Below are 14,369 nucleotides of genomic sequence, written 5' to 3'. Positions count from 1 at the left end.
AAAGCCGACAGTACATACTGTCGGCTTTTTTCGTTAACGGTCCGATGAGCGTGAATCACCGCCAGCCAGGGCCGGCGGTGAGCGCGTTTATCCTGCCCGCTTGGCGGCGATCGCGTTGCCCGCGCGGCTGGCGCCCTTGCGGCCCAGCTGCTGCGAAATGAACTGGCCGGCATCGACCACCTGGTCGAGGTCGATACCGGTCTCGATTCCCAGCCCGTGCAGCAGGTAGAGCACGTCTTCGGTGGCCACGTTGCCGGTGGCACCCTTGGCATACGGACAGCCGCCCAGTCCCGACACCGACGAGTGGAAGATCGCCACGCCGACTTCCAGCGCCGCGTAGATGTTCGCCAATGCCTGGCCGTAGGTATCGTGGAAGTGGCCCGATAGCTGCGCCAGCGGGAATTCGCGGCTGGCCGCCAGCATGACTGCCTGGGTCTGGCGCGCGGTGCCCACGCCGATGGTGTCGGCGATGTCGATCTCGTCAGCGCCAAGGTCGCGCATGCGGCGCACCACATCGGCCACCGCATCGAGCGAGACCTCACCCTGGTAGGGGCAACCGAACGCCGTGCTGATCGAGGCGCGCAGGCGCAGCTTGTGCGCCTTGGCGGCCTTGGCCACCGGCTCGAAGCGCGCGATCGATTCCGCGATCGAGCAGTTGATGTTCTTTTGCGAGAAAGCTTCCGAGGCCGAACCGAAGATCACGACCTCGTCGGCCCTGGCTTGCAGCGCCGCCTCGAAGCCCTGCATGTTCGGCGTCAGCGCCGAGTAGATGGTGCCGGGCCGGCGTTCGATGCCGGCCATGACATCCAGACTCGTGGCCATCTGCGGCACCCATTTCGGCGACACGAACGACGCCGCCTCGACATTGGAGATGCCGGCGCGCGCGAGGCGGTTCACCAGCTCGATCTTTACCGCGGCCGACAGCGCCTCTTTTTCGTTCTGCAGGCCGTCGCGCGGGCCGACTTCGACAATCTTGACCTTGTTGGGCAAGTCAGTTGCTTGGTTCATGCTGTTCAGTATCCTAATTGGCGGTCGACCAGGTCGTCGACCGGTTGGCCCAGTTCCAGGGCCGCGATCTTGTCGGCAATCTGGCGCACGGCGTCATGGCGCACGGTCAGCGCCGAGATATGGGGTGTGATGGCGATGCGCGGCTCGTTCCAGAACGGGTGCGGCGCCGGCAGCGGCTCGTGGCGGAACACGTCGAGCGTGGCGCCCGCGATATGGCCCGAGCGAATCAGGGTCATCAGGTCGGGTTCGGCCAAAATCGGGCCGCGCGCGACATTGATCAGGTAAGCGCCGGGCAGCAGCTTACCCAGGTTGTGGCGGTCGAGCAGGTTCGCGGTGTCGGGCGTGAGCGGCAGCATGCACACCAATACCCGGGTGCCGCGCAAGAAAGCATCGAGCCCATCGGCACCATGGAAGCAGTCGACGCCGGGAATTTCCTTGGGGGTGCGGCTCCAGCCGCGCACCGGAAAGCCGAACAGGCGCATCGCCTCCACTACCGGCAGGCCCAGCTTGCCCAGCCCCATGATCCCGATCGAGAAGTCCGGTTTCGGGATCTGCGGCAGCGGGTTCCAGGCGCCGTGGCGGGCCTGCTGTTCGTACTCATCGAAACGGCGAAAATAACGCAGCACGGCATGCGCCACGTATTCGGCCATCTGCACGCCCATGCCGGCGTCGCCCAGGCGGACGATCGGCACCGGGGGCAGCGCGTCGCCCAGCTTGAGCAGGGCATCGACCCCGGCGCCCATCAAGAAGATCGCCCGCACGTGCGCGAGCTGGTCCAGCAGGGCCGGGGTCGGGCTCCACAGCACCGCATAGTCGCAGGGCGGCAGGGCCTGGCCTTCGCACCACGCGACGGTTTGCGCCTGTGGCATCACGGCGGCAAATTCGCGCGCCCAGGGCTCGATCACGCCGTCTTCGCGAAACAGGAGTATGCGCATGACGACTCCCTTCTCTAGTGGTTGTTCAGGCTGCCTTGAACGCCAGCAGCGACGCGCCATCGGCGACCTGGTCGCCGACCTGGTACAGCACTTCTTCGACCAGGCCGTCGCTTGGGGCGGCAATCGTGTGCTCCATCTTCATGGCTTCCATGATCACCAGCGCATCGCCCTTTTTTACTTGCTGGCCGGCCTCGACCAGCACCGCGACTACCTTGCCCGGCATCGGCGCGGTCAGGCGTCCGCCGGCGGCTTCCTGTTCGCCGGCATGGGCCATCGGATCATTGTACGCCAGCGTGTAATGACGGCCGCCCGTGAACACGTGGAACTGCTCGCCGTCGCGGCGCACGCTGCCGTGCAAGGAGCTGTCGCCCAGGCGGATGCTCAATTCTGCCCCGCTCTGGCGCACCAGCGCGAGCGGCTGGCGCTCGCCATTGGCATCGATCTCCCAGCCATGAGATGTGTAGGTGAGACCCACCTGGTAGCTGCCTTCCTTGCCCGTGAACTCGTCGGTAAAGGACAGCACGCGGCGATAGGCGCTGTTCAGGCGCCAGCCGCTGGCCTGCGCCCACGGCTCGGCGGGATTTGCCGAACCGCGCTGGGTTTCACTGGTACCAAGGGCGAGTGCGGCCAGGGCCAGCGCGCCCAGCGGGGCCGCGGCAGGCGCCGGAAACAGCGTTTCGCCGTGACGCTCGATCAGGCCGGTGTCCAGGTCCGCCCCCGAGAAGGCCTCGCCCTCGACCAGCCGCTTGAGGAAGGCGATATTGGTGGCCAGGCCCACGATCTGAAACTCGGCCAGGGCCTGCGACAGCCGGGCCAGCGCCTGGTTGCGGTCCGCGCCCCAGACGATCAGCTTGGCGATCATCGGGTCGTAGAAGGGCGAAATGGCGTCGCCCTCGCGCACTCCCGAATCGACGCGCACGGCGGCTGGAACCAGGCTTGAGCCACCCAGCTCGAATTCGACCGCGGCCGGGGTGTCCATGTGGCGCAGGGTGCCGATCGACGGCAAAAAGCCTTTTTCGGGGTTTTCGGCGTAGATCCGCGCTTCGATCGAATGGCCGTGAATGGCCAGTTCACTTTGCTTCTTTGGCAGCGGCTGGCCGGCGGCCACGCGCAGCTGCCATTCGACCAGGTCGGTCCCGGTGATCATCTCGGTAACCGGGTGCTCCACCTGCAGGCGGGTGTTCATTTCCATGAAATAGAACGAGCCGTCCTGGTTGGCGATGAATTCCACGGTACCGGCACCGACATAACCGACGGCGCGCGCCGCATTCACGGCCGCTTCGCCCATCGCGGCGCGGCGCTCTGGCGGCATGTTCGGTGCCGGGGCTTCTTCCAGCACTTTCTGGTGGCGGCGCTGCACCGAGCAGTCGCGCTCGTGCAGATAGACACAGTTGCCGAAAGTGTCGGCAAAGACCTGGATCTCGATGTGGCGTGGGCGAATCAGGTATTTCTCGACCAGCACCTTGTCGTCGCCAAACGAGCTGATCGCCTCGCGTTTGCACGAGGCCAGCGCCGCTTCGAAGTCTTCCGAACGCTCGACCACGCGCATGCCCTTGCCGCCGCCGCCGGCGCTGGCTTTGAGCAGCACCGGATAGCCGATGCTGTCGGCCTGCTCGCGCAGAAATGCCGGACCCTGGTTGTCGCCATGATAGCCCGGCACCAGGGGAACATTGGCCCCTTCCATCAGCTGCTTGGCGGCCGACTTCGACCCCATCGCGCGCATCGACGAACCTGGCGGACCAATGAACACCATGCCAGCCGCATGCACGGCTTCGGCGAATTCTGCGTTCTCCGACAGGAAGCCATAGCCCGGGTGGATCGCCTGCGCGCCGGTGGCCTTGGCCACGTCGATGATCTTCTGGCCGACCAGGTAGCTTTCCTTGGCCGCGGCCGGGCCGATCAGCACTGCCTCATCGCAGACCGCTACATGCTTCGAGCCCGCGTCGGCTTCCGAATACACGGCGACGGTACGGATACCCATGCGGCGCGCGGTGGCGGCGACACGGCAGGCGATTTCGCCACGGTTGGCGATGAGGATTTTGGTGAACATGCGTTGTCTTTCGCTTCTGGTTATTCGTTCAATCGCAGCCGTGTCTCCCCGGCCGCGGGTGTGATCAGCAGGCGCAGGCCGCTTTCGGCGCCGATTCCAGCGTGGCGGCGCGTGTCTTCAGGCCCAGCTTGTCGAGCAGCACGCGGTCGTCGTCTGCCTCTGGGTTACCGGTGGTGAGCAGCTTGTCGCCATAGAAGATCGAGTTGGCGCCGGCCATGAAGCACATCGCCTGCACGGCCTCGCCCATCTCGCGGCGGCCGGCCGACAGGCGCACGCGCGCCTCCGGCATGGTGATGCGCGCCACCGCGATGGTGCGCACGAATTCGATCGGGTCGAGCTTGTCGATGCCGTGCAGCGGCGTGCCTTCGACCTGCACCAGGTGATTGACCGGCACCGACTCCGGATACGGGTTCAGGTTGGCCAGCTGGGCGAGCAGGCCGGCGCGCTGCTCGCGCGTCTCGCCCATGCCGACGATGCCACCGCAGCAGACCTTCAGGCCGGCGCTGCGCACACGGCCCAGCGTGTCCAGGCGGTCCTGGTACTCGCGGGTCGAGATCACGTTGTCGTAGAAGTCCGGCGCGGTGTCGATGTTGTGGTTGTAGTAGTCCAGGCCGGCGCGCTTGAGCTGTTCGGCCTGGCCTGCTTCCAGCATGCCGAGCGTGGCGCAGGTTTCCATGCCGAGCGCCTTGACTTCACGCACCATCGTCTCGACCTTTTCCATGTCGCGCTCTTTCGGGCTGCGCCAGGCCGCGCCCATGCAAAAGCGCGTGGCGCCGCTGGCCTTGGCCTGGCGCGCGGCATCGAGCACGGTGTCGAGGTCGAGGATCTTCTTGGCCTCGACACCGGTGTCGTAGCGTGCGGCCTGCGGGCAGTAGCCGCAGTCTTCCTCGCAACCGCCGGTCTTGATCGACAGCAGCGTGGCCAGTTCGACGTCGCCGTCCGGGAAGTGGGCGCGGTGCACGGTCTGGGCGCGGTGCATCAGTTCGGTGAACGGGAGCTCGAACAGCGCCAGCACGTCAGGCAGCGGCCAGGTGGCGTTATCGGCCTGCTTGATGGCGGCGGCGGGACGGTGCAGGGCGACGGTATTGAATTGGGACATGGTGGTTCCTTCTCTAGCTAGACACGCGGGGAATGCCAGCCCGGCAATCCCGCAAGGTCGATGAATTCGGCGGCGGCCGCAGCCGTCGGGTGGTCGAGGCGGGGCAGGTGGCCCAACAGGGGGGCCGGAATGCGCTGTTCGAGGGCGTCGATATTCTCGCGCGCGAAGCGCATGTCCGGGTCGACGGTGTTGGCGACCCAGCCGGCCAGCACCAGCCCGCGCGCGACGATCGCTTCGACCGTCAGCAGCGCGTGGCTGATGCAGCCCAGGCGCATGCCCACTACCAGCACCACCGGCAAGTTCAGTTGCGCGGCCAGGTCGGCGCTATCGAAGTCGTCGTTGAAGGGTACCCGGAAGCCACCTACGCCCTCGACCACGACGGCATCGGACGCCGCCTGGATCTCGGTATAGGCGGCCAGGATCGGCACCGCTTCGATGGTCACGCCCTCGAGGGCGGCCGCGATGTGGGGCGCGGCCGCTTCTCTGAGCATGAACGGGGTCGTGATGCTGCTTGGAAGGTGCACGTTGCCGGCGGCGCGCAGCATGTCGGCATCTTCGTTGCGCAGTTCGCCGTCGACCATGCTGGCGCCGGCAGCGACCGGCTTCATGCCGCAGGCACGGCGGCCGCTGTGGGCCAGCTTGTACAAGATGGCGCTCGACACCAGGGTCTTGCCGATCTCGGTATCGGTGCCGGTGACGAAACAGCAAAAGCGCGATGGAATGGCGTCCAGCGCCAATGTGTCCGGCTCGGTCTCGAGGTCCGGGGCGGTCGTTACCACGACGCCTTGCGCGTGTCCTGGGGCGATCACTTCCGGGGTCAGTGCCATCGGCTCGTTCAGGTTGTTTGGCGTGTTCATGCAGTAGCCCTTTCCAGTTGGTTCAACGCCTGCGCCAGCAGCGCCACCTCGTCGAAGGTGTGCGCAGCCGACAGGGTCACGCGCAGGCGCGCGGTGCCCGGCGCCACGGTCGGCGGACGGATCGCCGGCACCCACAGGCCCTGCTGGTGCAGGCTTGCTGCGGCGCGCAATGCGTCGTCGTTGCTGCCGATGATGATTGGCTGGATTGCGGTGCTTGAAGCCGCCAGCTGCCAGCGTTCCAGGCGCAGCGCGCCCTGCAAGCGCGCCACCAGCGCCGCCAGGTGGGCGCGCCGCTGGGCGCCTTCGGTGCCGCCGATGATGTCCAGGCTGGCCTGCAGCGCATGCGCCAACGCCGGCGGGGCGGCGGTCGTATAAATATAAGGGCGCGAACGCTGCACCAGCAGTTCGATCACGCTCGCATGCGCCGCGATAAAAGCGCCGCCCACGCCGGCCGCCTTGCCCAGCGTGCCCATGTAGACCAGGTTGGGCGAGCGCAGACCGAAATGTTCGAGCGCGCCGCGGCCGTTTTGTCCCAGCACGCCAAAGCCGTGGGCATCGTCCACCACCAGCCAGGCGCCGTGGCGCTCGCACAGCGCCAGCAGTGCAGGCAGGGGTGCCAGGTCGCCGTCCATGCTGAACACGCTGTCGGTGACGACGATCTTCGTGCCTGCGGTACTTTGTTGCAATTGCTGCTCGAGGGCGGCGACGTCGCCGTGCGGATAGACCGTGACGCCGGCTTTCGCCAGCCGCGCACCGTCGATCAGCGAGGCGTGGTTCAGCGCTTCCGAGAAGATCATGGAATCGGCATCCGCGCCAAGCGCGGTGAGGATGGCCAGGTTGGCCATGTAGCCGGTGCACAGGTAGAGCGCACGGGCGTTCTCGATGTGCGGTGTTAGCCAGTCGGCCAGGCGCCCTTCGAGCAGCGCATGCGCGCGGCTGTGGCCACTGACCAGGTGCGAGGCACCGCTGCCGGCGCCGTAGCGGCTGGCGCCTTCGCGCAGCGCCTCGATCACCACGGGGTGCGCCGCCAGGCCGAGGTAATCGTTGCTGCAAAAGGCCAGCATGGAACGGCCATCGACGAGCTGGCGCGGCGCGCAGGCGCTGTCGGCAACGCGCAGTCGGCGCGTGAGGCTGTGCGCGGCGAGCAGGTCGAGCTTGCGGTCGATGGCGGCGACGATGTCTGGAAATGCGTCCATGCTAGGTCGCGATCACCGATTCGAAGACCCGCTGGGTGCGCTCGGCCAGGCCGGCGATTTCTTCGTCGTCCAGGATATACGGCGGCATCAGGTAAACGGTGCGGCCGATCGGGCGCAGCAGCAGTTCGTTTTCGGTAGCGGTGGTGAAGAAGCGGCGCGCGAAGCTCGCGGCCCGGCTCGGGTCTGGTTCCACCGCGTCGAATGCGAAGATCATGCCGCGCCGGCGGAAATGGCGTGCGCGGTCGTGCTCGGCCAACGGCGCCAGCGCCACGGTCAGCCTGGTGGCCAGTTCGCGGTTGCGCACCAGGACGTCGTCGTCTTTGAAGATCTGCAGCGTTGCCAGCGCCGCGCGGCATGCCAGCGGGTTGCCGGTGTAGGAGTGCGAGTGCAAGAAGCCGCGCGTGATGTCCTGGCTGTAGAACGACTGGTAGACGGCGTCGCTGGTGAGCACCAGCGACAGCGGCAGGTAGCCGCCGCTGATGCCTTTCGACAGGCATAGAAAGTCGGGCCAGATGGCGGCTTGCTCGCAAGCGAAGAAGGTACCGGTGCGCCCGCAGCCGACCGCGATTTCGTCGGCGATCAGGTGTACCTGGTACTGGTCGCACAGCTCGCGCAACAGTTCCAGGTAGAGCGGGTCGTACATTGCCATGCCGGTCGCGCATTGCACCAGCGGCTCGACGATGATGGCCGCGATGCGCTCGGCGCGCGCTTCGAACAGGGTGCGCACGTCTTCGATGGCGCGGCGCGCCACGTCCTGGGCCGATTCGCCATCGCGCGCGTTGCGCTCGTCCGGGCTGGGCACCACGTGCGAGGCGCGCAGCAGCGGGCCGTAGGCATCCTTGAACAACGCCACGTCGGTGACGCTCAGCGCACCGATGGTCTCGCCATGGTAGCTGCCCTGCAGGCAGACGAATTCCTGCTTGTCGGTGCGGCCGGCATTGCGCCACGAATGAAAGCTCATCTTCATGGCGATTTCCACCGCCGAGGCGCCGTCGGACGCATAGAAGGCATGGCCCAGCGCATGCCCGGTGAGGGCAGCGAGCTGCTCTGACAATTCGACCACCGGCTCGTGCGTGAAGCCGGCCAGCATCGCGTGCTCGAGCTTGTCGAGCTGGTCTTTCAGGGCCGCGTTGATGCGCGGATTGGCGTGGCCAAACAGGTTAACCCACCACGAGCTGATGGCGTCCAGGTAGCGCCGGCCTTCGTGGTCGTACAGCCAGGGGCCCTTGCCGTGGCTGACCGCGATCAACGGCACCTCTTCGTGGTGCTGCATCTGGGTGCACGGGTGCCACACGCTGCGCAGGCTGCGGGCGATCCAGTCGGAAGAGGTGTGCGGCTTCACGTTGGTTCTCTACTTCTTGTTAGTTGATTAGGTCAGCCAGGTCGGCTTGCGCTTCTCGAGGAAGGACGCCACGCCCTCGCGGCCTTCCATGGAGGCGCGGATGACGGCGATGCGGTTAGCGGTTTCCTGCAGCAGCGCATCGTTGACCGGCTGGGCCACGATGTCGCGCACCAGCTTTTTCGCCTCTGCGACGGCGTTCGGACTGTTGGTCACCAGCGACTTGACGATGCCGGCAACCGTCGCATCCAGCGCGTCAGCCGCCACCACTTCGTGCGCGAAGCCGATCCGATGGGCCTCTTTCGCATCGAAACGCTCGGCGGTCAGGAAGTAGCGGCGCGCAGCCTGTTCGCCCATGGCCTTGATGACATACGGCGAAATGGTGGCCGGAATCAGGCCGAGTTTCACTTCAGACAGGCAGAAATTGGCCACGTCGCTGGTCACCACGATGTCGCAGGCCGCGACCAGGCCCATGCCGCCGGCGTAGCAGTCGCCCTGCACCTTCGCCACGGTCGGCTTGGGGCACAGGTAGATGGTGCGCAGCATGTCGGCCAGGCGGGCAGCATCTTCCTGGTTCTCGCTGTGCGAGTAGCCGGCCATCTTCTTCATCCAGTTCAGGTCCGCGCCGGCGCAGAAGGCCGGGCCGTTCGCCCCCAAGACGATGGCGCGCACGGCTTCGTTCCGGCCAAGTTCGTCGAAGGCCAGCGCCAGCTCGGCGATGGCGTGTTCATTGAAGGCGTTGCGCAGCTCCGGACGGTTCAGGGTAACGGCGGCCACCTTGTCGTCGATGGCGATGGTGAGAGTCTGGTATTCCATATTGTTGTTGTCCTTACATCCGGAACACGCCGAACTTCGTGTCTTCGATCGGCGCATTGAGCGCGCTTGATAAGCCCAGGCCCAGCACGGTGCGGGTATCGGCCGGATCGATGATGCCGTCGTCCCACAGGCGCGCCGACGCGTAGTACGGGTGGCCCTGGTGCTCGTATTGCTCCTTGATCGGCTGCTTGAAGGCGGCTTCTTCGTCTGGCGACCACTGGCCGCCCTTGCCCTCGATGCCGTCGCGTTTCACGGTAGCGAGCACGGATGCGGCCTGGTCGCCGCCCATCACCGAGATGCGCGCGTTCGGCCACATCCACAAGAAGCGTGGAGAAAAGGCGCGGCCGCACATGCCGTAGTTACCGGCGCCGAAAGAGCCGCCGATGATGACCGTAAACTTCGGCACCGCGGCGGTAGCGACCGCAGTGACCATCTTGGCGCCGTTGCGGGCGATGCCTTCGTTTTCGTACTTGCGGCCGACCATGAAGCCGGTGATGTTCTGCAAGAAGACCAATGGGATCTTGCGCTGGCAGCACAGTTCGATGAAATGGGTGCCTTTCAGCGCCGATTCCGAGAACAGGATGCCGTTGTTGGCGATGATGCCGACCTTCATGCCGAAAATATGGGCGAAGCCGCACACCAGCGTGGTGCCGTAGCGCGCCTTGAACTCGTCGAATTCGCTGCCGTCGACCACGCGGGCGATCACTTCGCGCACGTCGAAGGGCTTGCGGGTGTCGACCGGGATCACGCCGTACAGTTCTTGCGGCGAAAATTTCGGCTCGCAGCTCTCGCGCAGCGCGCCTTGTACCGGCTTGGTGCGGTTCAGGTTCGCCACGATGGTGCGCGCCAGCGACAGTGCATGCAGGTCGTTTTGCGCCAGATGGTCGACCACGCCCGACAGGCGGGTGTGGACGTCGCCGCCGCCCAGGTCTTCGGCCGTCACTACTTCGCCGGTCGCCGCCTTCACCAGCGGCGGACCGCCCAGGAAGATGGTGCCCTGGTCCTTGACGATGATCGACTCGTCGCTCATGGCCGGCACGTAGGCGCCGCCGGCGGTGCACGAGCCCATCACGACCGCGATCTGCGGGATGCCCTTGGCCGACAAATTGGCCTGGTTATAGAAGATGCGGCCGAAATGGTCGCGGTCCGGGAACACATCGTCCTGGTTCGGCAGGTTGGCGCCGCCCGAGTCGACCAGGTAGATGCAGGGCAAGTTGTTCTGCTCGGCGATCTCCTGGGCGCGCAGGTGTTTTTTCACCGTCATCGGGTAATAGGTGCCGCCCTTGACGGTGGCGTCGTTACAGACGATCACGCATTCCTGGCCGCTGACCCGGCCGATGCCGGTGATGATGCCGGCCGCCGGGGCTGCGCCGACGCCATCCTTATCCTTGTACATCTCGTAGGCGGCCAGCTGGGAAAATTCGAGGAAGGGCGTGCCTGGGTCGAGCAGCATCTGCACGCGGTCGCGCGGCAGCAGCTTGCCGCGCGCGACGTGCTTGGCGCTGGCCGCTTCGCCGCCGCCCAGCGCGATCTTCGCGACTTTCGCGCGCAGGTCGTCGACGATCAGCTGCATGGCGGCGGCGTTGGACTTGAAGTCTTCGCCACGCGGGTTGAGTTTGCTCTCGATCTGGGGCATACCGTCCTCTGTCTCTATCTTGTTTTGCTTATGTGGGAAAACTGCCGTCCACGTAATACCAGCGCGGCGCCCCGGTGTCAGGGTCAGGCTCGCGCAGGAAACGGCTCACTTCGTGCAGACGGTGCGCACGTCCCCCTACCTTGAAGCGGGCGACGAATTCGACCGTGTCACTGTCTGGATCGTCCGTCGAATTTACTTTACGTTGACGTAAACGTAAAGCAGATTTTATTTCGAGGCCGAGCCAGCGGATCGGTTCTTTCTCGTCGATGACAGGTTCGCCCGGCCGGGTGCTTCGATGCCATGTGTCAACTAAATATGCCTCGTTCTTCTGGGCGTAGGCGGTGTAGCGCGAGCGCATCAGGGCCTCGGCCGTCGGCGGCAACGCTGTTCCCGAGAGAAAAGGGCCACAACATGTCTGCAAGGAGGGGCCGCCGCAGGGACAAGGCAGGGCGATGGTTGGTTTCGGCATAAGGCAGATTATCCGCGATTTCCTTCCAGCCCATAAATTACGTCGCTGCTGGCGTTGGCCCGTACCACGCCTTTTTGCCAAAGGCAGCCCGATCCTTAACAAACTTTGATGTACATCATTCAATTTTTTTCGTGAAAATTTTGTTACTGTCGGTTTTATTTACACCACGTTTATGTGGGAATATGTAACCAGTTGTTTTTAAACGTAAATACGTTTTGGCATAAAAAATGCTAGCGCCAGCTCAGCAGTTCCTTGATCAATCTGATGGAGAAATACGATGCAGCGCTTGTTATGGTGTCTCTCGATACTTGTCTTGCTTAGCGGTGGCGTGCAGGCCGCGCCGATCAACATCCAGCTCCAGGCAAACGGGACACCCGCGCCTCTCGCAGGCAAGCTTTACCTCGACCTCATCGATGGCGATGGCCTCGATGGGAGCAGTGTCCTCATACGCAACCTGTCGACTGCCCCAACCGCCGTAGAAGGGGCGGTGATCCAGTCGGCCGGGCAGTACACCATCACTGACAATTTCCTGATTTCCTCGCTGGTGTTCGACCTGCCGAATATTTTCGGCGGCTTTGCCTTCACCCTGGACGCCACCTTGCTCGCCTCAGGCGCGGGAGGCTTCCCCGACTCCTTCTCGCTGTCCTTCATCGACGCCACCGGTACTTCGCTGTTCCAGACTGGCGATCCACGCGGCGCCAACGCCCTGTTCGTATTGAGCAACGGCTTGACTGAGAATTACGCACCAGCCCAGCTGTCGATCGTGGTCACGCCGGAAGGAGCGACGGCAGTGCCCGAGCCGGCAAGCCTGCTGCTGCTGGGCGCAGGCCTGGTCGCGGTGCTGTTGAGCCGGCGCCGCAGTGCCGTGTTTGCGTGCCTGCTGGTTGCCGGCGCTTCCGCGCAGGCCGCCATCAACGACGTGAGCGCACAAGCCACGGTACAGCGCAGCGCCCTGGTGCTGAACCGGGCGACCGGCACCTTTGACAGCGTCATCTCGGTGCGCAACAACGGCAGCAGTGCGATGTCGACTCCGGTCTTCGTCGAGATTACCGGCTTGCCGGCCACCGTCTCCGTCAATAACGCCAGCAATCTGTCTCCCGCCGGCAAACCCATGGTCAGGCTGCCCACCGCTGCGGCCACTGTCAACCCGGGCGCCGCAACGGGAAATTTTGTTATCCGTTTCCATAACCCGACCCAGGTCAAATTCACCCCGACCTTTCGGGTGCTGGCCTATACCGGCCCGGCGTTGCCGCCCGACCCAGGTTCGGAAGGCAATGCCGGCCTGGCCGGCGTGGATAGCAACCGCAACGGCATCCGCGACGACGTCGAAATCTATATCGCCACCAACTTCGGCGATTCGGAAAAGCGGGTGCTGGGACTGCTCGATGTCGCTGCTGCGCTACAGCGCGGGATCCTGGCGACCGACCAGGGGGCGTCGATGAGTGCTGCCAGCGCCTTCAGCCGCGCCATGGAATGCCTGGGCTATATCGACATGGAAGACAACGCGTGGAAGAGCGTCATCGCCATCACCACCAATACGCCGGAACGCTTCACGGCTTGGCGCGCGCATGACCGGCGCCTGTCAGGGCAGGTCTTCCCGGGACGGCCTGTTTCGCAGTGGCGCAACAGCTGCAGCTTCGCCCCCGATTCGCTGCCCAACTAAGGTGAGGACGACCATGAAACTAGCGAATGTCATTCTGTTGTCCCTGGGCCTGGGCGTGAGCATGTCGCTCCAGGCGCAGGACGTCTGTACTGCGCAGGGCACGGTGGTCTACTACGGCAACGGCGTCGGCCGCGGCGAGCCGACCCATGGCGATGCGGAAGACGGCAAGCGGCGCATTGCCTTCCTCGTCAACCAGGCCCTGTCCGAGCCCGACCGCGACCGGTATTCGACCAAGCTGGCATTCAACAGCTCGGCCGGGCGCCTTGGCGACATTACCGAAGCGGCGCGCCAGACCTTAAGCAACGAGTGGCCAACCCTGCTGGCCGCCTTCCTGCTGCGCGATACCCGCCTGTTGTCGTTGCTGCCCCCTGAAGTGGTACGCACTTTCAACGACTTCCTGACCAACCAGTCGATCCAGGAGCTGATGGGGACAGCGGCGGGCAATGCCGACGTGGGCACCCATGTGGCGTCGTATTCCTCCGACATCGACGAAGGCAAGAAGGTCGTGCTGGTCAGCCATTCGCAGGGCAACATCTACGCCAACCTGGCCTACCAACGGCTCGACGCCAGCCGCTACCAGCCCTATTTCGCCATGGTGCCGGTGGCCAGCCCCGAGTCCACTTCCCGCAAGTCCCTGGTGGGCCATGTGCGCTTCTCGCAAGACCTCGTAATCGGCGGGGTCGAGCTGGCCAAGCGCCTGGCGGGCCTATCCCCGCCGATGTCTGCCAACGACAGCGTGGATGCCAGCAGCGATTCCCTTGCCCATGGCTTCGTCGAGGCCTACCTGGCAGACGGATCGGCCAGGAATTTTATCGTCAGCGGAGCAATCCAGACCTCGGAGGGCTTGCAGCAGCCACAGTCCAATACCGCCGCCGGCGCGGTGACCGTGACCCTGACCTGGGGCGCGCAACCGGACGTCGATCTGCACGTGTACGAACCGACCAACTACCACGTCTTTTACCGCTCCCTGGTCGGCCAGTTCGGCGAACTCGACCTGGATGACACCTCGTCGTTCGGACCGGAGCACTATGTGCTCAGCTGTAGCGCGCTGCGCGAGCGTGCCGGCGCGGTCGGGCGCTACCGCATCGGCGTCAATTACTATGCGGGATCGGGTGGTGAAACGGCCAAGGTCACGGTCAAGACGTCCAGCGAAGAACGGACCTTCACCAAAGCCTTGCCGGCGGCGCGCGGCAGCAGCGGCAACGATAGTCCGGTTCCCGTGGCCGACGTGGTGGTGACGAAGGATCCGGAAACCGGGCAGTTCTCGTTCGCGATCGAAGGCCAGTAAGCCAGCAAGACAG

At 65.0% G+C, this 14,369-nt stretch carries 12 protein-coding genes; 2 read left to right on the top strand and 10 right to left on the bottom strand.

The window, feature by feature from the left end; translation table 11 throughout:
- Positions 1 to 87 precede the first annotated feature (87 nt).
- From NRS07_RS00740 to NRS07_RS00695, 10 genes are all read right to left on the bottom strand, one after another.
- Positions 88 to 1,008: a hydroxymethylglutaryl-CoA lyase gene (locus tag NRS07_RS00740; RefSeq protein WP_259210179.1), complete on the bottom strand. Its 921-nt coding sequence runs from the start codon at positions 1,006 to 1,008 to the stop codon at positions 88 to 90.
- Positions 1,009 to 1,013: 5 nt separating this feature from the next.
- Entirely contained in the window at positions 1,014 to 1,943 is a 930-nt protein-coding gene (locus NRS07_RS00735) for a glyoxylate/hydroxypyruvate reductase A (RefSeq protein ID WP_259210177.1), read from the bottom strand.
- A gap of 25 nt (positions 1,944 to 1,968) precedes the next feature.
- Positions 1,969 to 3,993 (bottom strand): acetyl/propionyl/methylcrotonyl-CoA carboxylase subunit alpha, encoded by a 2,025-nt coding sequence (locus NRS07_RS00730; protein WP_259210164.1) that lies wholly within the window; start codon positions 3,991 to 3,993, stop codon positions 1,969 to 1,971.
- A gap of 64 nt (positions 3,994 to 4,057) precedes the next feature.
- A complete protein-coding gene (gene bioB / locus NRS07_RS00725; RefSeq protein ID WP_259210161.1) occupies positions 4,058 to 5,092 on the bottom strand; it encodes a biotin synthase BioB in 1,035 nt (344 codons plus the stop codon).
- Positions 5,093 to 5,109: 17 nt separating this feature from the next.
- Positions 5,110 to 5,949 carry a dethiobiotin synthase gene (bioD, locus tag NRS07_RS00720; protein WP_259210152.1) on the bottom strand — a complete coding sequence of 280 codons (840 nt, stop codon included), beginning with the start codon at positions 5,947 to 5,949 and terminating at the stop codon, positions 5,110 to 5,112.
- Positions 5,946 to 7,145, bottom strand: coding sequence for an 8-amino-7-oxononanoate synthase (bioF, locus tag NRS07_RS00715; protein ID WP_259210150.1), 1,200 nt, complete (start codon positions 7,143 to 7,145; stop codon positions 5,946 to 5,948). The genes bioD and bioF overlap by 4 nt, the downstream gene beginning before the upstream one ends.
- Position 7,146: 1 nt before the next feature.
- Positions 7,147 to 8,487, bottom strand: coding sequence for an adenosylmethionine--8-amino-7-oxononanoate transaminase (gene bioA, locus NRS07_RS00710; RefSeq protein ID WP_259210147.1), 1,341 nt, complete (start codon positions 8,485 to 8,487; stop codon positions 7,147 to 7,149).
- Positions 8,488 to 8,514: 27 nt separating this feature from the next.
- Positions 8,515 to 9,300, bottom strand: coding sequence for an enoyl-CoA hydratase/isomerase family protein (locus tag NRS07_RS00705; protein ID WP_259210136.1), 786 nt, complete (start codon positions 9,298 to 9,300; stop codon positions 8,515 to 8,517).
- Between the two features lie 13 nt (positions 9,301 to 9,313).
- The gene (locus NRS07_RS00700) at positions 9,314 to 10,936 is read right to left on the bottom strand and encodes a carboxyl transferase domain-containing protein (RefSeq protein ID WP_259210133.1); all 1,623 of its coding nucleotides are present in this window, start codon (positions 10,934 to 10,936) and stop codon (positions 9,314 to 9,316) included.
- Between the two features lie 28 nt (positions 10,937 to 10,964).
- Entirely contained in the window at positions 10,965 to 11,405 is a 441-nt protein-coding gene (locus NRS07_RS00695; RefSeq protein WP_259210132.1) for a YchJ family protein, read from the bottom strand.
- A 277-nt stretch (positions 11,406 to 11,682) separates the two neighbouring features.
- On the opposite strand from NRS07_RS00695, the gene NRS07_RS00690 reads away from it, so the two are divergent.
- Positions 11,683 to 13,068 carry a PEP-CTERM sorting domain-containing protein gene (locus NRS07_RS00690; RefSeq protein ID WP_259210119.1) on the top strand — a complete coding sequence of 462 codons (1,386 nt, stop codon included), beginning with the start codon at positions 11,683 to 11,685 and terminating at the stop codon, positions 13,066 to 13,068.
- A 13-nt stretch (positions 13,069 to 13,081) separates the two neighbouring features.
- A complete protein-coding gene (locus NRS07_RS00685) occupies positions 13,082 to 14,356 on the top strand; it encodes a YfaP family protein (protein WP_259210109.1) in 1,275 nt (424 codons plus the stop codon).
- The last annotated feature ends 13 nt before the right edge of the window (positions 14,357 to 14,369 follow it).

It is taken from the genome of Massilia sp. H6 (assembly GCF_024802625.1).
In the GTDB taxonomy this organism is placed as follows: domain Bacteria; phylum Pseudomonadota; class Gammaproteobacteria; order Burkholderiales; family Burkholderiaceae_D; genus Telluria.
This window is presented reverse-complemented; position numbering and strand designations above follow the sequence as displayed.

What these genes read in the sequence shown, in the direction of transcription:
- NRS07_RS00690 (WP_259210119.1), top strand. Translation starts at nt 11,683, where the DNA reads ATGCAGCGCTTGTTATGGTGTCTCTCGATACTTGTCTTGCTTAGCGGT.
- NRS07_RS00740 (WP_259210179.1), bottom strand. Translation starts at nt 1,008, where the DNA reads ATGAACCAAGCAACTGACTTGCCCAACAAGGTCAAGATTGTCGAAGTC.
- NRS07_RS00730 (WP_259210164.1), bottom strand. Translation starts at nt 3,993, where the DNA reads ATGTTCACCAAAATCCTCATCGCCAACCGTGGCGAAATCGCCTGCCGT.
- bioD (WP_259210152.1), bottom strand. Translation starts at nt 5,949, where the DNA reads ATGAACACGCCAAACAACCTGAACGAGCCGATGGCACTGACCCCGGAA.
- bioB (WP_259210161.1), bottom strand. Translation starts at nt 5,092, where the DNA reads ATGTCCCAATTCAATACCGTCGCCCTGCACCGTCCCGCCGCCGCCATC.
- NRS07_RS00735 (WP_259210177.1), bottom strand. Translation starts at nt 1,943, where the DNA reads ATGCGCATACTCCTGTTTCGCGAAGACGGCGTGATCGAGCCCTGGGCG.
- NRS07_RS00700 (WP_259210133.1), bottom strand. Translation starts at nt 10,936, where the DNA reads ATGCCCCAGATCGAGAGCAAACTCAACCCGCGTGGCGAAGACTTCAAG.
- NRS07_RS00705 (WP_259210136.1), bottom strand. Translation starts at nt 9,300, where the DNA reads ATGGAATACCAGACTCTCACCATCGCCATCGACGACAAGGTGGCCGCC.
- NRS07_RS00695 (WP_259210132.1), bottom strand. Translation starts at nt 11,405, where the DNA reads ATGCCGAAACCAACCATCGCCCTGCCTTGTCCCTGCGGCGGCCCCTCC.
- bioF (WP_259210150.1), bottom strand. Translation starts at nt 7,145, where the DNA reads ATGGACGCATTTCCAGACATCGTCGCCGCCATCGACCGCAAGCTCGAC.
- NRS07_RS00685 (WP_259210109.1), top strand. Translation starts at nt 13,082, where the DNA reads ATGAAACTAGCGAATGTCATTCTGTTGTCCCTGGGCCTGGGCGTGAGC.